Source organism: Sphingobacterium paucimobilis HER1398, assembly GCF_000416985.1.
Lineage (GTDB): Bacteria > Bacteroidota > Bacteroidia > Sphingobacteriales > Sphingobacteriaceae > Sphingobacterium > Sphingobacterium paucimobilis.
Genome location: NZ_ATDL01000003.1, coordinates 1 through 24,439, shown reverse-complemented (window position 1 = coordinate 24,439; position 24,439 = coordinate 1). Strand labels below are relative to the sequence as shown.

Here is a 24,439-nt window from a genome sequence, read left to right as displayed (position 1 = left end):
TTCAGAAATGTAGCACTATCTAGTCAAAGGATAGCATTATATAGTCAACGTTAGGTTACGGGGATTTGTTGTGTTTTTTTGTTATATTTGGTTGACTGCCAATTGTAAAGTTTTATGGTATGATAAATAATAATCAGGTACGGTTATTGCCTTTTGCAACAGGACGGGAACTGTCCACTCTCGTGGAGAATCGACGCGCGTTTACATTAGACAATTTAGAGCTTCACGTTTATGAAACGTATAAGCCTTCTGAAAACGTTCCGTTGCGTTTTGATGATGTCGTAATGATCAATATGATACAAGGCAAAAAAGTGATGCATATAAATAATATACATTCTTTTGAATATCTTCCAGGCGAGATGATTGTATTGCCGGCTTCTGTGGGAATGAATATTGATTTTCCAGAGGCCACGTTTGGGAATCCTACGCAATGTACAGCCCTTACAGTAAGCAGAGAACGAATCAGTAAGGTGATGGATTATTTAAATGATTTTTACCCTAAAGTGAGTCTGTCAGGTACTTGGAAATTGGAAGATGACCATTATTACCTTTATAATACACCTGAGCTTGCAGATCTACTGAATAAGCTATTCCAGATTATGATGAGCTCAAATCCGCTCAAGAATGCATTGGCTGATTTGACATTTAAAGAGTTGATGATTCGACTGTTACAGGCTCAGTCTTTGTTAGCATTGGAGTTTGGGAAAGTGACTAATACTGCGCTAACTCATCTGAAAGAGTTTGTACGTAGGCATATCACTGAGAAACTGACGCTCGATATGCTCGAGAAATCGGCCAATATGAGCAAATCAAGTATAACAAGAATGTTTAAACAGGAGCTGGGAGTGAGTCCAATGGAGTATATTATCAGACAACGTCTTGCTAAAGCCAAAGAGTTGCTATTGTCGACGAGAAGTGTGAAAGAAGCTTGTTTTGGTGCGGGATTTAATGATGTGAATTATTTCGTTCGGATTTTTAAGAACCGAGAAGGAATTACACCAGGTGCATTCATGCTCGGTTAATCGCAGTCGTTAATATTTCATAACGCGATCCAGTTCACGTTTTGTTTCACGTTCTTTGATAGTCTCCCTTTTGTCAAAGTCTTTCTTACCCTGAGCTAATGCTATTTCAACCTTAGCAAAGCCCCTTTCGCTAATAAAGATGCGTAGCGGGACTATGGTGAAGCCTTTCTCTTCCCCTTTATCTTTGAGTTTCTTTAGCTCTTTTTTGGTTAATAGGAGCTTTCTGTCTCGTTTGGATTCGTGGTTGTAAAATGATCCAAAGGAGTATTCAGCAATATGCATGTTACGAATGTAGAGCCCATCCTCAAAAAAAGAACAAAAACTGTCATTGATATTTGCCTTCCCTTCTCGGATAGATTTGATCTCTGTGCCGAGCAGTTGTATTCCTGCTACGTACCTGTCGATCAGATGATATTCAAAGGAAGCTTTTTTGTTTTTTATGTTTATTTGAGACGATAATGCCATAACTATAACTGTGTAATGTGCAAATGTAGTAAATTTGAGGATTGATATTGCCAAAACCTATTGTTTGTTTATTAACAATAATTTAACTTTATGATATTTATATGCTTTTTGGTTGTGGTTTATACTGCAAAGTTTTGTAAGTTTGCACGTTTTGCAGCTAGATTAGAGATTGCGTGGAATTATGAGAAGTACGTACTAAGGCAATGTTAGATTAACGTCATTTGTTGATAAAAATTGTTTACCTTAATATAGATTTCATATTTTTGACGTTTGTTTCGGTTTGGTCAGAAAGTTAAAATATAAAGGCGTAAAATTAGAAATACCTATAGCATGAGCAAGGGAAAGTTAAGTGAAAGAACATCAAGTTTTCTAAAAAAGGAACTAGAGCCAATTAAAGCCAACGATTTGTACGCTTATTTTAGGCCTATCCAATCAAAACAGGATACGGAAGTCATTATTGACGGAAAACGTGTATTGATGTTTGGATCAAACTCTTATTTAGGATTAACCACTGATTCGCGTATTATTGAAGCTTCTCAGGATGCTTTGGCGAAATATGGGACAGGTTGTGCTGGATCCAGATTTTTAAATGGTACGTTGGATATCCATGTAGAGCTTGAAGAAAAATTAGCTGATTACGTTGGTAAAGATGCTGCTGTATTATTCAGTACAGGTTTTCAGTCGAATTTAGGGCCTCTGTCGTGTCTTACTGGAAGAAATGACTATATCCTATTGGATGAAAGAAATCACGCATCTATTATTGATGGAAGTAGACTTTCTTTTTCGAAGGTAATCAAATATGCGCACAATGATATGGAGGATCTTCGTGCTAAGCTGGCGAGACTTCCTGAAGACAGCTTGAAGTTGATTGCTACGGATGGAATTTTCAGCATGGAAGGTGATATTGTCAAATTGCCCGAAATGGTTAAAGTAGCAGAAGAGTTCGATGCTGCAATTCTGTGTGACGATGCGCATAGCTTAGGTGTGATAGGTGAAAAAGGAGCTGGTACGGGAAGTCATTTTGGATTGACGGATCAGGTTGACCTTATCATGGGAACATTTAGTAAGTCTTTGGCATCTCTTGGTGGTTTTGTCGCTGCCGATAAAGATACGATTGAATATTTAAAACATAGAGCACGGTCATTAATGTTCAGCGCGAGTATGACTCCAGCTTCAGTTGCATCTACATTAAAAGCTTTGGAGATCATCCAAACAGAACCGGAGCATATAGAGAAATTGTGGGCGAATACACATTATGCGAAAAAACTATTGATTGAAAACGGTTTTGATTTAGGAGACACTGAAAGTCCTATCCTTCCAATCTTTGTTCGCAATAACGATAAAACTTATATTGTTACTAAAATGCTTCAAGATAATGGGGTATTTGTTAATCCAGTGGTGGCACCAGCAGTTCCAGCAGAGGAGTCTTTGATTCGTTTCTCGCTGATGGCAACCCATACTTTCGATCAAATCGATGAGGCTATCGACAAAATGTCCAAGGTCTTTAAGACATTGGAGGTAGAGCGATACAAAAAAGTTATATAGAGACATACTATCTATTTTAGGAAGGCCATGATAACAATCATACCTGTAGAGACAAAAAAACAACGTGCGGAATTCATAGACTTTCCGCATGATTTGTATTTGGGGAATGCTAACTACGTTCCCGAGTTATTTATTGCACAAAGTGATTTGTTAAATCCTAAAAAGCACCCTTTTTATAAGCACTCGACAGCACAGCTCTTTTTAGCTTATAAAGAGAATAAAGTTGTTGGAAGAATAGCTGCAATATGGAATAATCGCCACAATTCTATTAACAATTTGAATGAAGGACAGTTTGGGTACTTTGATTCTATTGATAATCAGGAAGTGGCCAACGGATTGTTTGACGCAGCATTAGGTTGGATAAGAGAAAAAGGAGGGAATAATATTGTAGGGCCGATCAATCTCTCTACAAATGAGACATGTGGACTGCTTGTAGATGGTTTTGATATGCCTCCAATGGCGATGATGCCTTATAACAGCCCTTATTATCTCGATTTAATAAGCAATTACGGCTTTGATAAAAAAGTGGATCTCTTAGCTTATAACGTGAGAACGGAAACCGCCAGTACGCGTGCTGTTCAACTTATGGATAGACTAGAGGAGCGTTTAGGTAGATCGGGAATAAAGCTAAGGACAATTAACTTAAAAGACTTTAAAAGCGAAGCGGCTAAGATTCGGGAAGTATATAACAAGGCATGGGATAAGAATCTCGGATTTGTCCCTATGACTGATGAAGAGTTTGATTATATCGCCAAAGACTTAAAAATGATTGTTGATCCCCGTTTCTGTATTATAGCAGAAAAAGGAGAAGAAATAATCGGTTTTGCAGTAGGAATTCCCAATGTTAATGAAATCCAAATCAATATAAAACGTGGACGCTTATTGCCAACGGGTATTTTTAAATTGTTATTTGGGAAAAAGAATATTAAATCCCTACGTGTTCTGATGCTGGGGGTTTTGGAAGGTTATCGGAAACTAGGAATTGAAGCTTGTTTATACGGTCGGATTATCAGAAATGCTAAACCTGCTGGTATACGTGGTGCGGAGTGTTCCTGGATGTTGGAAACAAACTACTTAATGAATCACGCCATTGAGCAAATTAATGGTGAACTATACAAACGCTATCGTTTATACGAGAAGGCGATATGAGGAAAAAAGTATTTATAACAGGTGCTAGTGGTTTTGTGGGGTCTCATCTGGTAGAAGAGGCAAGACGAAGAGGGTATGAGGTCCACGCTGCTGTAAGAAAAACCAGTAAGATTGATACTATTCAGCATGCTGTTGATAAATTCGTGTTTCCGAATATGGATGATTCTGACGAGCTAATCTCCTTATTTCAGCAAGAACAGTACAGTTATATCATACATGCCGCAGCGATGACTAAAGCAAAGAGCGAAAGCGATATGTTGAAAGTTAACGTCGGATATACCGAAAACATTTTAAAGGCTTCTTCCGCAATAAAGGATATTTTAGAAAGAATTGTATACGTTAGTAGCTTAGCTGCCGTAGGTCCAATTGATTTTGAAAGCCCATTTTTAATTACAGAAAACACACCTTACAATCCCCTGACTGTATACGGCCGTAGTAAGAGAACTTCCGAAGAGATGATTAAGACTAACTTTTCGGATAGTCCTATTTCCGTACTGAGGCCTACAGCAGTATATGGACCGCGCGAGAAGGACTTATTTATTCTCTTTGATACCTTAAGTAAGGGATTTGATCCTTATATTGGAAACAAACCTCAAAAGTTGAGCTTTGTTTATGTCAAGGATCTTGTTGATGTTATTCTTGATGCATGCACGCAATCACAACAAGGTCTACAGTTCTATAATATTACAGATGGTCAGGTCTATTCGCGATATGCTATGGCTGATGTTTTTAGAAATACGTTTAATAAAAAGTCTTTTCGTCTGCATATTCCTTATGCTCTAGTGGCTTTTGTCGCTAAAATTTCGCAATCACTTTATGCACGATCTGAAAAAACTCCAGTTTTATATCCTGAGCGATTGGCCGAGCTTACCGCTGAAAACTGGGGATGTAATATTGAAAAGGCACAAAGAGAATTAGCTTTTGAACCTAAATTTAACTTATCTTCAGGATTGAAGGAAACGCTATTGTGGTATAAAACGAATAATTGGCTGTAATAAGAGAGATATGAGTAAACAGGAAATAAACAAAAAATTGTTTCAGGATAGAAAACGTACAAACATACTGAGCGACCCAGAACAGCGGTTCATTAGCTATTTGGTTCCACGTATACCGGAACGGATTACATCGGATGGATTGACAGCGATAGGCTTTTTGGGATCCATAATAATTCTTGTAAGTTTCCTGTTGGCTGAATATGTAGATAAAGATCTTTTGCTGTTAGCAATTCCTGGTTTTTTTATCCAGTGGTTTGGTGACTCTCTTGACGGAAGAATAGCCTATTATCGTAATAAATCACGTAAATGGTACGGTTTCGCTCTCGATATAGTGATGGATTGGGTCAGTACAGTGTTCATAGGACTAGGCTACATGTTGTATACGGTCGGAGATTTTAAATACTTGGGCTTTGCATTGGTAGCGCTCTATGGCTGGGCAATGATTATATCTCAATTGCGTTACAGAATTACTGACAAGTATACAATTGACGCTGGATTATTAGGCCCTACAGAAATAAGGGTTGTTGTTTGTTTGGTACTGCTTGTTGAAGTTCTGTTCAAAGGTACAATCGATTATAGTGTCTTTGGAATTTGTATCATTCTGTTTTTTATTAATATAGGTGATACCATGAAGCTACTAGCTGTTGGAGATGCAAAAGATAAAGAAGAGAAGTTGGCCAAACAGCAAGCTGAACAAACCCAAGAAAATGACATTTAAACTTAAAGAGTTTTTAAAAGCACAATTGTCCGCCTTTGTAGGAGGTCTGTTTGATTTTGGAATTTATTCTTTTTGTTATAAAGTTTTAATGATATCCGCTCCACTCTCCAATGTGGTCAGCGGAAGTTTGGGAGCAGTAGTCAACTTTACGATTAATAGATATTGGTCGTTTAACAATACAGCAGTCCCTTTAGCAAGTCAACTGTGGAAGTTTGCTATTGTGGTGATGGGCAGTATCGTTCTGAAATCTACGGGTATACACTTCCTCGTAGACGTATGGCATTGCCATTTTTTATTGTCCAAAGGAATCGTAGAAATAATAGTTTCTTTAGGATTCAATTTTACATTACAAAAATTCTGGGTATTCAAGCAATAGTGAGCTAATGTAGTAGGTTGTATTTGTCAGAGAAAAGTCTAACTACCGTCTTGGACTGTCTAGATAACATTTTTTTTACAATGCTCTGCGTTTTCCTGCGTTTTGCTTCTTTATATTTGCAGCATATGTTGCGAATACTACATTTTCTAGCGCTTTTTGGCTATCTCAATGTACTTTGTTATGAGGTGAAGTATTGTAATATAGTAGACTTTAAACCTGTTTCTTCTAGCGAAACGCTCTTAGAGGTTGTGTTAGAGGAGATTTTAGATGTCACACATCCAGAACAACATGAGAATCTTCCTAATATCTTTTTTGATGATTACAGGATTCTTATGTTAATATTGGGCGTACTGCCTGTTATTCTTTTCTTTTGTTGGCTAGTTCGAAAGCTTTTTCTCTTCTCCAAAGAGATTGATCATCCAGCCTACGTTTCTAAAACCCTATGTTTGCCAGGATACTATACATTTCTGTATAGGTTCAGACCTTTCTAATTTTTACAACCCCATCTTATTTGCTTAATAAATGCTTATGAGGCTAGTTTTAGTTCTCGTAGGTCGCTCTATTTTTATCGATTTTTTAATATTTAATTCACTCATATTTAGCTATGAAGAAAAATAAACTCATGTACCCAATATTTGGGTGCCTGTTATTTGCCGCGTCCTGTACTGCTAGCAGCAGTGAAAATAAATCCGAGGAACAAGCCAAGGTTGTGCCTGTGACTGGTCTCCTACAGATGGATACCATTATCTACAAAGAGTATATTGCCGATATTCAATCCCAAAGGAACGTAGAGTTGCGCTCTAGACTGTCGGGATTTTTAAATAGAATTTATGTTGATGAGGGGGCTTTCGTCAGAAGGGGGCAGGTTTTGTTTAGTCTTAATGATGAAGAGTATAAGGCCGATTTTGCGCGTGCAGAAGCGGGGTTAAATACAGCAAAAGCGGAGGTGAAGAAAGTGGAGTTAGAGTTGGAAAGGACAGCAAAGCTAGTACAAAAAGGAATCATCAGTACCACTGAGCAGGATTTGCTCAAAGTACAGCTTAAAGCCGCTATTTCAAAGGTGCAGGAAGCTGATGCGATATTGAATCAAGCAAGAACCAAGCTAAGCCATACCCAGATTAGAGCGCCTTTTGATGGTCGTATTGACCGGATTTTGCTCAAGGAAGGTTCGTTGTTGAGCGAAGGTGCATTGATCACTTCCATTTCTGATTTAGAAAGAGTAAACGTTTATTATAATATTTCTGAATCTGAATATCTTGCTATTGCATCTGATTCTTCATTTAACAGGAATAAATTTCAGCAAGAAGTACGCTTGATATTAGCCAATGGCGAGGTGTATCCTTATACAGGGATAGCCGAGATCGTTGAAAGTGAGTTTGAGGCTAGTACAGGATCCATTTCTTTGCGCGCCAAGTTCGATAACCCCAAGGGATTACTAAAGCACGGTGCTTCAGGACGTATTGGAGTACCCACGCAGACTGGAAATCTTACATTCGTACACCAAAAGTCCGTATTTGAGATCCAGGACAAAGCCTACGTTTATGCGGTAGAGGGTAATAAAGTTAAGATGATGCCATTTAAGAATGGCCAGCGCGTTGGACATTATTATGTGGTAGAAGACGGGTTACATGCGGACACAAAGGTCGTTTTTGAAGGCGTACAGTCTTTGCGAGATGGTATGAGCATACAACCGAAACCGATTAATAATTAGAACGGAGGCGATTTAGATGTTTGAAACGTATATTAGAAAGCCGGTGTTATCACTGGTAATCTCAATTTTTATCACCCTTTTGGGCTTGTTGGCATTATTTACTTTGCCAATTACACAATTCCCTGATATTGTTCCGCCCTCTGTTGTCGTAACAGCTAATTATACTGGAGCCAATGCGGAGGTGAGTACCAATGCTGTGGCTATTCCTTTGGAACGTGCTATCAACGGAGTCGCGGGGATGACCTATATGAATAGCGTCTCCACCAACAACGGTACTACATTAATTCAGGTGTTTTTCAAAGTAGGTGTTGATCCGGATATTGCAGCGGTAAACGTTCAGAATAGGGTTACGACCGTATTGGATGAGTTGCCCGAAGAAGTAATCAAGGCGGGAGTCACCACCGAGAAAGAGGTGAATAGTATGTTGATGTACCTCAATCTGTATACAGACGATGAGACGGCAGACGAAAGATTCATTTATAACTTTACAGATATTAATGTTCTTAAAGAGCTGAAACGTATTGAAGGGGTAGGTTTTGCACAAATTATGGGAATGAAGGATTATGCAATGCGCATCTGGGTAAAACCTGATCGACTTTCTGCTTATTCTATTTCTACAGAAGAACTTGTTGCAGCGTTGAGGAGACAAAATATAGAAGCAGCACCTGGTCAGACTGGAATAAGTTCCGATAAGGCAGTGAATATGCAGCAATATGTGCTTCGTTACCCTGGTAAGTTTACGGAGGTAAGCGAGTACGAAAATGTACCTATCCGGGCAAATGCAGATGGTTCGATAATCCGTATCAAGGATATTGCCGATGTTGAATTTGGATCCTTAGATTACGAAATGGTATCTAAGACAGATGGTAGACCTTCTGCTTCGATCATGTTAAAGCAGTTGCCTGGTTCCAATGCCCAGGATGTAATTCAGAGCGTAAAAGATAGAATGGAAGAGCTCAAAGGAGCAACCTTTCCCCCAGGGATGACGTATACCATGGGATATGATGTGTCGAGATTCCTGAATGCTTCAATATCTAGCGTACTTATCACGCTATTGGAAGCTTTTATTCTCGTGTTTCTGGTTGTGTTTATCTTCCTTCAAGATTTTAGGGCAACCGTAATTCCTATTCTTGCAGTACCGGTTAGTTTGATTGGAGCCTTGTTTTTTATGCAAATGATGGGATTCTCTATCAACCTTTTGACCTTATTTGCGTTAGTGCTAGCCATCGGTATTGTCGTCGATAATGGTATTGTCGTGGTCGAGGCTGTGTATGCCAAGATGGAGGATGAACATCTTCCACCGCTGGAAGCAACCATTGCGGCGATGAAGGAAGTTGGTAGTGCAGTAATTGCGATTACGCTAGTCATGTCGGCGGTATTCATACCTGTTGCCTTTCTTTCAGGGCCGGTTGGTATTTTCTATCGACAGTTTTCACTGACATTGGCTGCGTCTATTGTTATATCCGGAATTAATGCCCTCACGCTTACACCAGCGTTGTGTGCCTTGATTCTGAAATCACCTCACGATAAAAAGGAAAGCAACGGTTTGCTATCCCGTTTTTTCAAAGGTTTTAACGCCACATACGATCGAATAGGGGGAGGTTATAAAAATTTATTGACACGTATAGCAGGACGGAGAGTCGTTACATTGGGGGCGCTAGCCTTGATGTTTGTCCTTACTTGGGGATCTGCTGCGATTCTACCTACTGGATTTATTCCAACAGAAGATCAGGGTATGATTTATGTTGCTGTAACTACTCCTCCTGGCGCTACGGTAGATCGTACGGAAAAGGTTCTTGATGAGGTAGATAGGATTGCTCGAGAGTTGGATATTGTAGAGACTGTATCCACGTTAGCCGGATATAGTATTGTGACCGAGGTGTCGGGAGCATCCTATGGTATGGGGATGATTAACCTGAAGGCGTGGGATCAACGTGATGAAAGTGTGGACGATGTGATGACGATTCTTAGAGAGAAAACTAGCCATATCGCAGATGCAACAATAGAGTTTTTTCCACCGCCAACAGTCCCAGGATTCGGTAACTCTTCCGGATTTGAGCTGCGTTTGTTAGATAAAAGTGGTAATGAAGATTTATCAAAAACGAGTATTGTACTGAATGATTTTATTAAAGAGTTGAACAACGACGATGTAATAGAGAGCACTAGTACTACTTTTGATGTTAATTTTCCACAGTACATGCTTGAAATCGATTATGATTTAGCAGCTAAAAAAGGCATTTCTGTTGAGAATTCGATGAATACCCTACAGACCCTTTTAGGGAGTCAGTACGCGACCAATTTTATCCGTTATGGACAGATGTATAAAGTGATGGTTCAGTCTGATGCATTTTCCCGTCAAAAACCAGAAGATGTTTTGGCGCTATATGTAAAGACTGCAGAAGGAGAGATGGTTCCTTATTCCTCATTTATGACTATGAAGCGCGTATATGGGCCAGAGCAGATTACACGATATAATATGTTTAGTTCTGCGATGATTACTGGTCAAGCTGCTGCAGGCTTTAGTTCTGGACAGGCTATAGAGGCGGTAGAGCGTATTGCGGAGAATCTCCCGCAGGGATACGAAATCGAATGGTCGGGAATGACAAGAGAGCAAAAGATATCAGGTAACCAGGCCGGATATATCTTCTTACTCTGTCTTGTATTCGTGTATTTGCTCTTGGCAGCACAGTATGAGAGCTTCCTGCTTCCATTGCCCGTCATTTTATGTTTACCGGCAGGAATCTTTGGAGCCTTTATCTTCTTGAAAATATTTGGTCTTGAAAATAATATTTATGCGCAGGTCGCATTAGTAATGCTTATTGGATTGTTAGGTAAAAATGCCATCCTAATTGTGGAATATGCCAACTTGAAGTACAAGCAAGGGATGGATATTTTTACAGCTTCCGTAGAAGGAGCAGTAGCGAGATTACGTCCAATCTTAATGACTTCTTTTGCATTTGCTGCAGGACTTATTCCATTGATGTTGGCAAATGGAGCAGGTGCCGTTGGTAACAGGACTATTGGTACGGCTTCAGTGGGAGGGATGGTAATTGGAACCATTTTGGGAGTTATTGTAATTCCTGGGTTAGTGGTTTTGTTTTCCAAGCGTAATAAGCCTAAAAAAACAGGTCAGGTAGTAGCTGTGTTAGCAGCTCTGTTGTTGGTGTCTTCTTGTACTGTTCCTAAGAAAGTCACAAAATCTGAGTTAAGTCAAGATGTAAAAGTCAATGCTCAAACGGTATTGGCAGACAGTATTTCCTTAGGAGATATTCCTTGGCAGCAGGTGTTTTCTGATCCTTATTTAAAAGGCCTTATTGATACTGTTTTAGTAAATAATAGAGACCTCAAGCAAGCTATCCACCGTATTGAAGTGGCGCAAGCTAATTTTAGGCAACGTAAGGCTGCATTGTTGCCAACGTTGGATGCAGCAGTAGAGGCTGGACTTCGGAAATATGGCCACTATACTGAATCCGGTATTGGTAATTACGATTCTAATTTTTCGGATAATTTGACATCAGATGAAAAATTACCCGAGCCATTCATTCCAGACTATTTCGTTGGTGTGCGTTCATCGTGGGAAATAGATCTTTGGGGAAAATTACGAAATAGAAGAGAAGCTGCTTTTATGGGGTTGTTAGCAGAAAGCGAAACTAAGCGGTTATTACAAACCGAACTCATTAGTAGTGTTGCTGCAGCATACTTTGAACTGATCGCGTTGGATCATAAAGTAAAGGTATATGAGCAGAATATACTGTTGCATGAACGAGCCTTAAGTATTATTGAAGCACAGAAAGAGGCTGGCCGGGCAGACGAACTAGGTGTACAACAGTTTAAATCTATTCTAGCCGAATCTAAGGGACGAAGGGCTTTGGCTATGCAAGAAATAGTCGGATACGAACACCAGGTAAACCAACTTTTAGGAAGAGTGTATCAACCTATTGCGAGGACAAAAGAACATGTTCCGAATCATGAGATATTCCAAGAACTCCATGTTGGTAACATTGATTTACTTTTTAATAACCGTATCGATATCCGAAGGGCAGCATTGGAATTGCAGGGTAACTATAGCGACTTGGAAGTTGCTAGGCTCTCCTTTCTTCCTTCTGTTGCGATCAGTCCCTATTTTGGGTTACAGACTTTTAGTATAGACCAACTTTTCAATTTGGATAAGTCTGTTGCTTATGGAGTTTTAGGTAGTGTCACAGTCCCAATTTTCAGACAACGGGAATTGAAGTCGCAGTATGAGGCCATGAAAGCAAATTATGGAATAGCATTTTTGGAGTATGAAAAAGTGATTTTGAATGCTGTGAATGAAATTTCTTTGGCACTGCATACACAAGGTGCTATTGCAGAACGTGAAGTGTTAGTTCATAATCAGGTAGAAGCTTTAGAATCTGCTATTATTGCGGCTGAAGAGCTTTTTATTGCAGGACGAGTCAATTATTTGGATATTGTAACAGCACAGAAAGATGTTATAGGAGCTCAGGAAGCACAGGTGGATGTATTGAAGGAAAAGATGCTAAATCAAGTTGTTTTGTACAAAGCCCTAGGTGGTGGTTGGAAATAGTAGCTTAAATCTTTGAAAATGAAAGGACTCTCCAGTTTTGGAGAGTCTTTTTTTTGCCTTTTAGCCTAATAATAGGTCTTTTTATTCTGTTAAAGACTGTTAAAAGAAACAAGGAAAGGCCCAAACTTGCATTGTTTTTGCGTTCTTGAGTGTAACAGATCAGTTACGTTTTATTAATTTGCTAAAATCTAGTTAAGTAATATGAGAAAAAGGAAAGTGAGTTTTTATATTTCAATTGTTTCAATGACAGCTTTAGTCGTTGCTACATTTTACAGTTGTTTTATCGGTAAGTCCGAAGAGAATGAAGTTACAGCCAAGCCCTTAGCACTCCCTGTATATACGGTCAATGCGAGTGATGCAACGACGATCAAGACGTATTTGGGGACTATCGAGGGGAAGGTAAACGTAGAGGTACGACCTCAGGTAGAGGGACTTTTACAGGAAATCTATGTAGATGAAGGTTCCTTTGTCGAGAAGGGACAGAAGCTATTTAAGGTAGATGCATCAGCTTACCAAGAATTGTTGAATAATAGTGTCGCTAATCAGAATGTTGCCAAAGCAAAGTTAAAGAATGCACGTTTAGAGATAGAGCGATTGAAGCCCTTGGTTGACAACGATGTTATTTCTGAGGTTCGCCTGCGGTCAGCTCAATCCGATTATGATGTTGCTAAAGCTTCTTTAGACCAGGCTACAGCTGCAGTTCGTAGTGCCGAAATCAATCAAGGTTTTACTATAATCACAGCGCCAGTTAGTGGATATATTGGTCGTATTCCGAAGCGAATAGGTAATCTTGTTGGTAAAGGGGATAAAGAGCCATTGACTGTATTGTCAGATGTGCAGGATGTATATGTGTATTTTTCTATGAATGAGTCTGATTTTTTATACTTCTCAAAATTAAAGGTCAAAGAGGATAGTATCAATGGAATTCCAAAAAGCAGGAATGCATTAAGCTTTCCAGACGCTGTCTTGATTTTGGCGGATGGTGAAGAATACACGAACAAAGGAGCTGTCGACGCAATCAATGGACAGGTAGATCGTACGACTGGGGCAATTTCATTAAGAGCTTCTTTTCCGAATACAGACAATATGTTGCGAAGTGGAAGTACGGGAACTTTAAAAATATCCGAGGTAAAGAAAAATGTAATCCAGATTCCACAGACAGCAACCAGTGAGTTGCAAGACAAAACCTTTGTCTATGTGTTGGACAAGGAAGACAAAGTACGTCGCCGTGTTGTTACGATAGGTGGTAAGAGTAAAGATAATTATATCATCGCAGACGGTCTTGCTGTAGGCGAACGTGTCTTACTGACCGGCCTGGATAAGATTACTGAAGGATCAACAGTAACCCCAATTCAACAATAATTTTCAATGTAGCAAAGTTTCTTGCGCCGTCTTAACTGATGGCGCTTGAAAACTATTGCTTGTTAAATCCAAACAGTATGTTAAAAACCTTCATAAACAAACCTGTATTAGCTACGGTGATGTCCCTAATTTTAGTGATTTTAGGACTGGTGGGACTAAAGACCCTACCGATCACCCGGTTTCCAGAAATAGCTCCACCAAGTGTTGTTGTTTCATTGAGCTATCCAGGAGCAAACTCCGAGACCGTTGCGGAGAGTGTCTTACTGCCTATTGAAGAAGCTATAAATGGGGTAGAAGATATGACTTATATCAAATCGTCTGCTACTAACTCGGGTTCAGGTTCTGTACAGGTGTTTTTTAAAACAGGAACTAATCCCGATATCGCTTCGGTAAATGTACAGACACGAATATCAAAAGCTATTAGTGCTATACCTGCAGAAGTCAATGAAAACGGAATTACCGTGCAACCGCGGCAAAGTGGTGCTATTATGACTATAAATATCTTCTCGGATCATCAGGATTCTGTATACGATGAGACATTTCTACAAGCTTTCTCGCAGATTAATATGATACGACCTCTACTACGTGTGGACGGTGTTGCTCAAGTCTCTCGATTGGGAGCGCGAGATTATTCTATGCGGGTATGGCTGAATCCAGAAAAGCTAGCACTTTATGATATTATCCCGCAGGATGTTACTAAGGCTTTGAATGATCAGAACTTTGAGATTGCTCCAGGTAAATTTGGAGAGACCTCAGATGAGGTCTTTGAGACGGTGATCAAACATAAAGGAAGGTTCAGTAAGCCAGAAGAATTTGAAAACATGGTCATCAAAACGAATAAAGATGGCTCTATACTTTACCTCAAAGATATTGCACGCATTGAATTTGGAGCGACCAATTTAGGAAGTGATAATAAAGTCGATGGTAATCCAGGTCTGACTTTGAATATCACACAAACGAGTGGTTCCAATGCGCATCAGATTGATATAGAGGTTCGGAAAGTGCTTGAGGAATTGTCAAAATCTTTTCCAGAAGGGATTCATTATGAGATCTCCTATAGCGTCAGAGATCAGATTGATCAGTCGATTAATCAAGTGAAGACCACTTTGTTTGAAGCTTTTATTTTAGTTTTTATCATCGTTTTTATTTTCCTACAGGATTTCCGTTCTACTTTGATACCTGCGATCGCGATCCCTGTTTCTTTGATAGGAACTTTCTTTTTCCTTAGTCTGTTTGGTTTTTCGCTTAATGTACTAACAATGTTTGCGCTAGTGCTGGCTATTGGTATTGTTGTCGATGATGCGATTGTCGTAGTGGAAGCGATTCATCAAAAAATGCACGAGACAGGAATGCGGGCAAAAGATGCTACTGTGCAGACCATGTCCGAAATTACAGGAGCTATATTGTCTATAACAATGGTGATGGCCGCAGTATTTCTACCTGTAGGATTTATGGAAGGACCTGTTGGTATTTTTTATAGACAGTTTGCTTATACCCTTGCTACCGCTATTTTGATTTCAGCTTTCAATGCATTGACTCTTTCACCTGCGTTGTGTGCATTGCTTTTAAAGCCGATTCACCCCAAGGATATCGAAGCTGAACAGGATTTGAGTAAAGTACAAAAATATAAGCAACGATTCTTTAATGCCTTCAATGCATCTTTTGATAGATTCACAGACAAATATATTGTTGGGGTAAAATATTTGATTGGGCATAAGAAAATTGCATTTGGTGGATTATTGCTAGTTACTGTCATAGGTGTTCTATTCTTGTTTTATACACCAAAGAGTTTTATCCCTACTGAGGACGATAGTTTTGTTACTTATTCCTTGGCAATGCCTCCTGGGGCTTCTTTGTCGAGAACCACTGCCGTTTTGCGTCAGGCAGATAGTATTCTACAAAAACGCGAAGATATTGCCGGTATGACCACTGTTTCTGGTTTTAATGTTTTGGGGGGAGGGACAAGCCCTGCGTTTGCAGCGGGTTATATTAATGTGAAACCTCATGCAGAACGAAAAGAAATTAAAAATATAAATGCATTTATGGATACGGTTCGCAAAGATTTGTCAGTGATCAATGAGGCAACATTTAAAGTTTTTCCAAGGCCCACAGTACAAGGGTTTGGTGATTTTGCCGGCGTAGAGTTAGTTCTTCAAGACAGGTTGGGAGGAGATATTCGAGATTTTGATATTGTTGCGGACTCCTTTATCAATAAAATCAATGCGCTGAAAGAGGTGGATAATGCGTATACCTCATTTAAATCCAATTTTCCACAGTACGAAGCAGATATTGATGTGGTGAAGGCAAAAAGTATGGGCGTAGACATTAAAGAAATGATGAATACAATCCGGATGTACTTTGCGCGAGTGAGTGCAGGAGATTTCAATCGCTTTGGACGTACCTATCGGGTATATATGCAGTCAGATTTTGAGCATCGTACAGATCCAGAATCGTTAAACTCCATTTTTGTCCGTAATAAGGAAGGGAAAATGGTGCCTGTCGGTACATTAATGACACTTAATAAAGTAGTCGGGCCAGAGACTATAGCACGATATAATCTCTACAATGCCATTACAGTAAATATTAATCCTTCATCGGGTTATAGTACAGGAGATGTGATGCAGGCAATAGAAAAGTTGGCGGTTCAACAATTGCCAGGTAATTTTGGATATGAATGGACCGGAATGTCTTACGAAGAGAGTAAATCTGGTTCGCAGACTGTACTGATCTTTGGTTTAAGTATTTTGTTTATTTATTTCTTGTTAGCCGCACAATATGAAAGTTATATTTTACCATGGGCAGTGTTGCTTTCTGTTCCTGTTGGATTAGTCGGTGTTTTTGCGACAGTTTTAATGGCTGGTTTAGAAAATAATATTTACGTACAGGTTGGGCTCATTATGTTGATAGGCTTGTTAGCAAAAAATGCAATTCTTATTGTCGAGTTTGCTGTTCAGCAGCGGGATAAAGGAATGAGTATATACAATGCCGCTATTGAGGGTGCAAAGTTGAGATTGAGACCTATTTTGATGACCTCTTTGGCATTTGTGGCAGGCTTAGTGCCTCTTATGTGGTCTGTTGGGCCATCGGCTATTGGTAACCATTCTATTAGTTTTAGTGCTGCAGGTGGTATGCTTGCTGGGGTTGCTTTTGGTATTTTTATTATCCCAGTACTCTTTGTTGTTTTTAAAACACTAGATGAGCGAGTCAAATTGAAATTTAAGTCGGAGGAGGATTAATTATGAGTAATATGTCGATAAAAACAATTTTATATCTATTTGCGGGTGTTTTTTTTCTGACAGGGTGCAAAGTCGGAGAGAAATATAAACAACCTAATTTGAATACGCCTGATTCATTCCGATCCGCCTGGACGACAGATGAAGGAGATTCTTCACTAAGTCAAATTGAGTGGAGGAACTTCTTTAACGATAGTAATCTGATTACTCTGATTGATAGTGGCCTTTCCCACAATTATGATATACGGATTGCTTTAAAAAATATAGAAATAGCGAATCGGAATCTAAGGATCAATAAGTTAAACTATTTACCTGCCGTAGACGCTAATATTGCGACAGTGAATCAACAGTATCGCTCAAAAGATTTTTATGGCTCAGCCTCATCCAAATGGTATGAACAAAAAGGGAAAAAGGCTCCAGAATCTATGGCAAAGTATCAATCACAGTATGCTACAGGGCTAGAGTTTAGTTGGGAGTTGGATATTTGGGGTAAGATAGGGCAAGAGGGAGATGTTTTGAAAGCAAGTTGGCTGGATACGAAAGAAGCGAAAACAGCAATTCAGACGAAACTCATTGCGGATATTGCGACCGGCTATTTTAATCTATTAATGTTGGATGCACAGATTGAAGTCGCTAAAAGGAATCTACAATTGAATGACAGTACGCTGCGCATGATAAAATTACAGTTTGATGCTGGTGAAATCACAGCATTAGCTATTCAACAGACCGAGTCACAGCGATTGGTTGCGGCTTCGCTGATCCCGGATTTAGAAAAGGAAATTACAATTCAAGAAAATTCGTTGAGAATGCTGGTCGGAGATATGCCTGCTGCGGTGAATAGAAATAATACATTAAATGATAGCCTCATCAATTTTGATCAAGATATCTCTTTGGGGAGCCCGTTGGATATTATCCGTAATCGGCCGGACATTAAGCAGGCCGAGTATGCTCTGGTTGCGGCCAATGCTCAAATGAATGTAGCGCAGATTATGCGATATCCAAGTATAAGTTTAAGTGGAGTTTTTGGAGTAAATGCCATGTTGGCAAAAAATTGGTTTAATATACCTGGTGCATTGCTTGGGGGGATAGCAGGTGGAGTAACAGCTCCTGTATTTCGGAATAAAAAACTTAAAAATCAGTATGAGGTAGCAAAAATAGAGCGGGAGAAGGTGGAACTGGATTTTCAGCGTCGGGTTATGGAGGCTGTTGGAGAAGTATCGAATACAATCATAACTGTAGAAAAGCAGAAGGAACAGTTAAACTTAGCGGAAGAGCGGGTTTCAAACTCAGAACTCGCCGTGAAAAATGCCTCTTTATTGTTTAAAAGTGGGTATGCTACTTATTTGGAGGTAATTACGGCGCAGAGTAATGCTTTAAAGAGTGAATTGGATTTAGTAGAGTTGAAGCAAAGACAATTGAACGCATGTGTGACCTTGTATAGGTCGTTAGGTGGTGGATGGAGATAGTTCGCTACTTCCTTTTATATGCTTCCGTACCTGCTTTGAATTTTGTAGAGATTATTTAGGGATATAATAGAGGTTTTATAGAGGGTTCATAGAGGTAAACCACTATAAAGGCTCTGTTATTCCTGGCTTAAATCCCTGCTGATTCTGTCCTATGATAGGAACAGTATGCCTTTTGTGCATTCCATGGTGCCTGTGTGCTTTCTTTTTTCAATTTTATTGTCCGCTGTTCCAGCGTTTTACGCTGTTTGTTGTAAAATAGTCTGTGTTATGTCTTTGAAATGTGGTTTTAAAGTTCCTATCTTTGCACCACTCCGCGAGGGAGGGACGGTTCTTCGGAACGATGACATAAGGTAGACAGAGTGGTTATTTTGCGGTTTTATCCGTTTGATTTTATCCTCTGAAAATCTTCTCCGGAAATTATTTTAAAATAAAATTTGGAGGTTCGAAAAAGATTCCTACCTTTGCAGTCCCAACGGAAACGAAGGGCGGTCTCCGCAAGGGAGTCCGGAAAAAAATGACAGGTCACATCTTCGGATGTCGATGATACAAGCAGAAGCGCGAAGCGGATGCGATAAAGTTCTTTAAGGAAATGATCATGTAACGTAACGAGTAGTGTTGAGAAACAACGAAAGTTAAAAAAACTCAACCTGACGATCATAGAATCAGAAATTATTTAAATAAGGACAATTCTATTTTTCATAAATAGTCTTGATCTCACACTTCATTTTACTATGGAGAGTTTGATCCTGGCTCAGGATGAACGCTAGCGGCAGGCCTAATACATGCAAGTCGAACGGGATCCATCTGTAGCTTGCTATAGATGGTGAGAGTGGCGCACGGGTGCGTAACGCGTGAGCAACCTGCCCATATCAGGGGGATAGCCCGAAGAAATTCGGATTAACACCGCATGAGATTGCAGTTCCGCATGGTGCAGCAATTAAATATTCATAGGATATGGATGGGCTCGCGTGACATTAGCTAGTTGGTAGGGTAACGGCCTACCAAGGCGACGATGTCTAGGGGCTCTGAGAGGAGAATCCCCCACACTGGTACTGAGACACGGACCAGACTCCTACGGGAGGCAGCAGTAAGGAATATTGGTCAATGGAGGGAACTCTGAACCAGCCATGCCGCGTGCAGGATGACTGCCCTATGGGTTGTAAACTGCTTTTGTACGGGAATAAACCCCTCTACGTGTAGAGGGCTGAATGTACCGTAAGAATAAGGATCGGCTAACTCCGTGCCAGCAGCCGCGGTAATACGGAGGATCCGAGCGTTATCCGGATTTATTGGGTTTAAAGGGTGCGTAGGCGGCTTTTTAAGTCAGGGGTGAAATACGGCAGCTCAACTGTCGCAGTGCCCTTGATACTGAAGAGCTTGAATGTGGCTGAAGATGGCGGAATGAGACAAGTAGCGGTGAAATGCATAGATATGTCTCAGAACTCCGATTGCGAAGGCAGCTGTCTAAACCATTATTGACGCTGATGCACGAAAGCGTGGGGATCGAACAGGATTAGATACCCTGGTAGTCCACGCCCTAAACGATGATAACTCGATGTTTGCAATACACCGTAAGCGTCCAAGCGAAAGCGTTAAGTTATCCACCTGGGGAGTACGCCCGCAAGGGTGAAACTCAAAGGAATTGACGGGGGCCCGCACAAGCGGAGGAGCATGTGGTTTAATTCGATGATACGCGAGGAACCTTACCCGGGCTTGAAAGTTACTGAAGGATGCAGAGACGCATCCGTCCTTCGGGACAGGAAACTAGGTGCTGCATGGCTGTCGTCAGCTCGTGCCGTGAGGTGTTGGGTTAAGTCCCGCAACGAGCGCAACCCCTATGTTTAGTTGCCAGCACGTTATGGTGGGGACTCTAGACAGACTGCCTGCGTAAGCAGAGAGGAAGGTGGGGACGACGTCAAGTCATCATGGCCCTTACGTCCGGGGCTACACACGTGCTACAATGGACGGTACAGCGGGCAGCTACACAGCAATGTGATGCCAATCTCGAAAAGCCGTTCACAGTTCGGATCGGGGTCTGCAACTCGACCCCGTGAAGTTGGATTCGCTAGTAATCGCGTATCAGCAATGACGCGGTGAATACGTTCCCGGGCCTTGTACACACCGCCCGTCAAGCCATGAAAGTTGGGGGTGCCTAAAGCATGTAACCGCAAGGAGCGTGTTAGGGCAAAACCGATAATTGGGGCTAAGTCGTAACAAGGTAGCCGTACCGGAAGGTGCGGCTGGAATACCTCCTTTCTAGAGCATTCGTGATCGAGGCTCGTTACGTTCACACATGATTATCAAGAGACAAGAAGAAAGTGCCCACCCCGGTGGAGTGCCGAGAGATAGAAAGCAAAAGCTAGTCCCGTAGCTCAGTTGGTTAGAGCACTACACTGATAATGTAGGGGTCAGCAGTTCAAATCTGCTCGGGACTACATACAAGAGGGGAATTAGCTCAGCTGGCTAGAGCACCTGCCTTGCACGCAGGGGGTCAACGGTTCGAATCCGTTATTCTCCACTGTTTTCAGCATATAGCTAACAGCCAAAAGCCATTAGCGATGTGCCTGAAAAAAAGAGTTCTTTGACATATTGAAAGAAAAAAAACACAAGAGAAGACAATAGGGACGAACGTTCTGTATTCATACAGGACAATTAGTCAAAGCATCTCCATAGTAGCAAAAGGGCTATGCGAGAGAAGAAAGTAAATAAGGGCACACGGGGGATGTCTAGGCTCTCAGAGGCGATGAAGGACGTGATAAGCTGCGATAAGCCACGGGGATCAGCAAATGTGACTTGATCCGTGGATTTCCGAATGGGGCAACCTGGCTGTTTGAAGAACAGTCGTATAATACGCGAACGCGCCGAACTGAAACATCTAAGTAAGCGTAGGAGGAGAAAATAACAATGATTTCGTAAGTAGTGGCGAGCGAACACGAAAGAGCCCAAACCCATATTGTTACGGCAATATGGGGGTTGTAGGACCACGCCATTGCATTGTCGCTATGAACTGGAAGCAGGTGGGAAACTGCGCGATATGGGTGACAGCCCCGTACAGGTAAAGAATGGCAGCATAGTGGTATCCTGAGTAGGGCGGGACCGGAGGAATCCTGCTTGAATCTGCCAGCACCATCTGGTAAGGCTAAATACTCCTGAGAGACCGATAGTGGACCAGTACCGTGAGGGAAAGATGAAAAGAACCCCGAACAGGGGAGTGAAAAGAACCTGAAACCGTGTGCTTACAAGCGGTTGGAGCAGAGCGATTCTGTGACAGCGTGCCTTTTGCATAATGAGCCTACGAGTTACTCTTTACTGGCAAGGTTAAGTGGTTCAGCCACGCAGCCGAAGCGAAAGCGAGTCTGAACAGGGCGCAGAGTCAGTAGAGGTAGACGCGAAACCTTGTGATCTACCCTTGGGCAGGTTGAAGCTGTGGTAACACACAGTGGAGGACCGAACCGATAAACGTTGAAAAGTTTCCGGATGACCTGAGGGTAGGGGTGAAAGGCCAATCAAACTGGGAAATAGCTCGTACTCCCCGAAATGTTTTTAGGAACAGCGTCGATGTAGAGTTTAACAGAGGTAGAGCTACCGATTGGGTGCGGGGGAGTCAAATCCTACCAAATCCAGACGAACTCCGAATGCTGTTAAATATAATCGGCAGTGAGGCTTTGGGTGCTAAGGTCCAAGGCCGAGAGGGAAAGAACCCAGACCATCAGCTAAGGTCCCCAAATGTAGTCTAAGTTGAACTAACGAGGTCCGGTTGCCCAGACAGCTAGGATGTTGGCTTGGAAGCAGCCATTCATTTAAAGAGTGCGTAACAGCTCACTAGTCGAGCGACCGGGCGTGGATAATAAACGGGCATCAAGATTACTACCGAAGCTATGGATTTGCATGTAAATGCATCTGGTAGGGGAGCATTCTATCGTCGGGGAAGCACTGTGGTGATGCAGTGTGGAGATTATAGAAAAGCAAATGTAGGCATAAGTAACGATAAGGCGGGTGAGAAACCCGCCCACCGAAAGACTAAGGTTTCCTGATCAACGCTAATCGGATCAGGGTTAGTCGGGACCTAAGGCGCATCCGAATGGAGAAAGCCGATGGACAACTGGTCAATATTCCAGTACTTTTCTTTACTGCGATGTGGTGACGGAGTAGTGACACTGCCGCGGACTGACGGAATAGTCCGTTAAAAGGCGTAGGTATAGGGACGGTAGGCAAATCCGCCGACCCTGCTGAAACCCAACAGTACTGCAAAGCTTCGGCTGCGCAGATAGAGCAGGTAATCAGACTTCCAAGAAAACCCGCTAAGCTTCAGGTAAAGAAAACCCGTACCGTAAACCGACACAGGTAGTCGAGGAGAGAATCCTAAGGTGCTCGAGTGATTCATGGCTAAGGAACTCGGCAAAATGGCCCTGTAACTTCGGGAGAAGGGGCGCTGTCTCAGCGATGAGCAGCCGCAGTGAAAAGGCCCAGGCGACTGTTTAGCAAAAACATATGGCTTTGCAAAATCGAAAGATGAGGTATAAGGCCTGACACCTGCCCGGTGCTGGAAGGTTAAGAGGGGATGTCATCCGCAAGGAGAAGCATTGAATCGAAGCCCCAGTAAACGGCGGCCGTAACTATAACGGTCCTAAGGTAGCGAAATTCCTTGTCGGGTAAGTTCCGACCTGCACGAATGGTGTAACGATCTGGGCGCTGTCTCAGCCATGAGCTCGGTGAAATTGTGGTATCGGTGAAGACGCCGATTACCCGCAACGGGACGGAAAGACCCCATGCACCTTCACTATAGCTTAACATTGAAATTGGGTACAGGATGTGTAGGATAGGCGGGAGATTTTGAAGCGGCTTCGCCAGGAGTCGTGGAATCAACCTTGAAATACCGCCCTTTCTGTATTCGGTTTCTAACTCGATGATTTCGAGGACATTGTTTGGTGGGTAGTTTGACTGGGGTGGTCGCCTCCAAAAAGGTAACGGAGGCTTTCAAAGGTAAGCTCAGTACGCTTGGTAACCGTACGTGGAGTGCAATGGCATAAGCTTGCTTGACTGTGAGGCCCACAAGCCGAGCAGGGTCGAAAGACGGACATAGTGATCCGGTGGTTCTGTATGGAAGGGCCATCGCTCAAAGGATAAAAGGTACGCTGGGGATAACAGGCTGATCTCCCCCAAGAGCTCATATCGACGGGGAGGTTTGGCACCTCGATGTCGGCTCGTCACATCCTGGGGCTGGAGAAGGTCCCAAGGGTTGGGCTGTTCGCCCATTAAAGTGGCACGCGAGCTGGGTTCAGAACGTCGCGAGACAGTTCGGTCCCTATCTGTTGTGGGCGTTGGAAGTTTGAGTGGATCTGTCCTTAGTACGAGAGGACCGGGATGGACTGACCGCTGGTGAACCAGTTATGCCGCCAGGTGTACGGCTGGGTAGCTACGTCGGGAATAGATAAGCGCTGAAAGCATCTAAGTGCGAAACTAGCCACGAGATGAGACTTCCTTACAGGGTCGTTGGAGATGACAACGTTGATAGGCTACAGGTGTAAAGGTTGAGAGACCAAAGCCGAGTAGTACTAATAGCCCGAAGCTTTCCAAGCAGATAGACCTGTTGTCTTCTCTGACTGTTCTTTTTCTTTCAATAACATGTCAATCAGGCTATAGCTGTTATGCAACAGCGATGAGCTTAAGATATTTCAGGTGCCTATATCGGCGGTGTCTACCTCTTCCCATTCCGAACAGAGAAGTCAAGCCCGCCAGAGCCGATGGTATTGCCGTAACAGGTGGGAGAGTAGGTCGGTGCCTTTTTTTATACAAAGCCCCTTCAGGAAACTGGAGGGGCTTTTCTGTT

General features: G+C 41.8%; 13 protein-coding genes, 2 tRNA genes and 3 rRNA genes. 17 read left to right on the top strand and 1 reads right to left on the bottom strand.

From position 1 onward, the window contains the following. Positions 1-119 precede the first annotated feature (119 nt). Positions 120-1,022: an AraC family transcriptional regulator gene (locus M472_RS24660; RefSeq protein WP_021068481.1), complete on the top strand. Its 903-nt coding sequence runs from the start codon at positions 120-122 to the stop codon at positions 1,020-1,022. Between the two features lie 9 nt (positions 1,023-1,031). Here M472_RS24660 and smpB read toward each other — a convergent pair whose 3' ends face one another. After that, positions 1,032-1,487, bottom strand: coding sequence for an SsrA-binding protein SmpB (smpB, locus tag M472_RS24655; RefSeq protein ID WP_021068480.1), 456 nt, complete (start codon positions 1,485-1,487; stop codon positions 1,032-1,034). A gap of 330 nt (positions 1,488-1,817) precedes the next feature. On the opposite strand from smpB, the gene spt reads away from it, so the two are divergent. From spt to rrf, 16 genes are all read left to right on the top strand, one after another. Beyond that, positions 1,818-3,032 (top strand): serine palmitoyltransferase, encoded by a 1,215-nt coding sequence (spt, locus tag M472_RS24650; protein WP_021068479.1) that lies wholly within the window; start codon positions 1,818-1,820, stop codon positions 3,030-3,032. Positions 3,033-3,059: 27 nt separating this feature from the next. Further along, the gene (locus tag M472_RS24645) at positions 3,060-4,181 is read left to right on the top strand and encodes a hypothetical protein (RefSeq protein WP_021068478.1); all 1,122 of its coding nucleotides are present in this window, start codon (positions 3,060-3,062) and stop codon (positions 4,179-4,181) included. After that, positions 4,178-5,176, top strand: a complete 999-nt coding sequence (locus M472_RS24640; RefSeq protein WP_021068477.1) for an NAD-dependent epimerase/dehydratase family protein — start codon at positions 4,178-4,180, stop codon at positions 5,174-5,176. The genes M472_RS24645 and M472_RS24640 overlap by 4 nt, the downstream gene beginning before the upstream one ends. A gap of 10 nt (positions 5,177-5,186) precedes the next feature. Beyond that, entirely contained in the window at positions 5,187-5,894 is a 708-nt protein-coding gene (locus tag M472_RS24635) for a CDP-alcohol phosphatidyltransferase family protein (RefSeq protein WP_021068476.1), read from the top strand. After that, positions 5,884-6,270, top strand: coding sequence for a GtrA family protein (locus tag M472_RS24630; RefSeq protein WP_021068475.1), 387 nt, complete (start codon positions 5,884-5,886; stop codon positions 6,268-6,270). Before M472_RS24635 ends, M472_RS24630 begins: the two co-directional genes overlap by 11 nt. Before the next feature lie 125 nt (positions 6,271-6,395). Then, complete coding sequence (locus M472_RS24625) at positions 6,396-6,761, top strand: hypothetical protein (protein WP_021068474.1); 366 nt, start codon at positions 6,396-6,398, stop codon at positions 6,759-6,761. A 113-nt stretch (positions 6,762-6,874) separates the two neighbouring features. Then, positions 6,875-7,981 (top strand): efflux RND transporter periplasmic adaptor subunit, encoded by a 1,107-nt coding sequence (locus tag M472_RS24620; RefSeq protein ID WP_021068473.1) that lies wholly within the window; start codon positions 6,875-6,877, stop codon positions 7,979-7,981. Positions 7,982-7,997: 16 nt separating this feature from the next. Beyond that, positions 7,998-12,548: an efflux RND transporter permease subunit gene (locus M472_RS24615; protein ID WP_021068472.1), complete on the top strand. Its 4,551-nt coding sequence runs from the start codon at positions 7,998-8,000 to the stop codon at positions 12,546-12,548. Positions 12,549-12,749: 201 nt separating this feature from the next. Further along, positions 12,750-13,910 carry an efflux RND transporter periplasmic adaptor subunit gene (locus tag M472_RS24610; RefSeq protein WP_031301269.1) on the top strand — a complete coding sequence of 387 codons (1,161 nt, stop codon included), beginning with the start codon at positions 12,750-12,752 and terminating at the stop codon, positions 13,908-13,910. 77 nt (positions 13,911-13,987) lie between these two features. Further along, a complete protein-coding gene (locus tag M472_RS24605; RefSeq protein ID WP_031301268.1) occupies positions 13,988-17,146 on the top strand; it encodes an efflux RND transporter permease subunit in 3,159 nt (1,052 codons plus the stop codon). 11 nt (positions 17,147-17,157) lie between these two features. Further along, the gene (locus tag M472_RS24600) at positions 17,158-18,609 is read left to right on the top strand and encodes an efflux transporter outer membrane subunit (protein WP_235049477.1); all 1,452 of its coding nucleotides are present in this window, start codon (positions 17,158-17,160) and stop codon (positions 18,607-18,609) included. A gap of 728 nt (positions 18,610-19,337) precedes the next feature. Continuing rightward, positions 19,338-20,865 (top strand): 16S ribosomal RNA (locus M472_RS24595). Between the two features lie 105 nt (positions 20,866-20,970). Then, positions 20,971-21,044, top strand: a tRNA-Ile gene (locus M472_RS24590). 9 nt (positions 21,045-21,053) lie between these two features. Beyond that, positions 21,054-21,127: transfer RNA gene (locus M472_RS24585), tRNA-Ala, on the top strand. A 177-nt stretch (positions 21,128-21,304) separates the two neighbouring features. Beyond that, positions 21,305-24,187 (top strand): 23S ribosomal RNA (locus M472_RS24580). Between the two features lie 97 nt (positions 24,188-24,284). Beyond that, positions 24,285-24,396: ribosomal RNA gene (gene rrf / locus M472_RS24575) — 5S ribosomal RNA — on the top strand. The 16S, 23S and 5S rRNA genes sit together here with 2 tRNA genes alongside, the layout of an rRNA operon. Positions 24,397-24,439: the final 43 nt, after the last annotated feature.

What these genes read in the sequence shown, in the direction of transcription:
- M472_RS24660 (WP_021068481.1), top strand. Translation starts at nt 120, where the DNA reads ATGATAAATAATAATCAGGTACGGTTATTGCCTTTTGCAACAGGACGG.
- smpB (WP_021068480.1), bottom strand. Translation starts at nt 1,487, where the DNA reads ATGGCATTATCGTCTCAAATAAACATAAAAAACAAAAAAGCTTCCTTT.
- spt (WP_021068479.1), top strand. Translation starts at nt 1,818, where the DNA reads ATGAGCAAGGGAAAGTTAAGTGAAAGAACATCAAGTTTTCTAAAAAAG.
- M472_RS24645 (WP_021068478.1), top strand. Translation starts at nt 3,060, where the DNA reads ATGATAACAATCATACCTGTAGAGACAAAAAAACAACGTGCGGAATTC.
- M472_RS24640 (WP_021068477.1), top strand. Translation starts at nt 4,178, where the DNA reads ATGAGGAAAAAAGTATTTATAACAGGTGCTAGTGGTTTTGTGGGGTCT.
- M472_RS24635 (WP_021068476.1), top strand. Translation starts at nt 5,187, where the DNA reads ATGAGTAAACAGGAAATAAACAAAAAATTGTTTCAGGATAGAAAACGT.
- M472_RS24630 (WP_021068475.1), top strand. Translation starts at nt 5,884, where the DNA reads ATGACATTTAAACTTAAAGAGTTTTTAAAAGCACAATTGTCCGCCTTT.
- M472_RS24625 (WP_021068474.1), top strand. Translation starts at nt 6,396, where the DNA reads ATGTTGCGAATACTACATTTTCTAGCGCTTTTTGGCTATCTCAATGTA.
- M472_RS24620 (WP_021068473.1), top strand. Translation starts at nt 6,875, where the DNA reads ATGAAGAAAAATAAACTCATGTACCCAATATTTGGGTGCCTGTTATTT.
- M472_RS24615 (WP_021068472.1), top strand. Translation starts at nt 7,998, where the DNA reads ATGTTTGAAACGTATATTAGAAAGCCGGTGTTATCACTGGTAATCTCA.
- M472_RS24610 (WP_031301269.1), top strand. Translation starts at nt 12,750, where the DNA reads ATGAGAAAAAGGAAAGTGAGTTTTTATATTTCAATTGTTTCAATGACA.
- M472_RS24605 (WP_031301268.1), top strand. Translation starts at nt 13,988, where the DNA reads ATGTTAAAAACCTTCATAAACAAACCTGTATTAGCTACGGTGATGTCC.
- M472_RS24600 (WP_235049477.1), top strand. Translation starts at nt 17,158, where the DNA reads ATGTCGATAAAAACAATTTTATATCTATTTGCGGGTGTTTTTTTTCTG.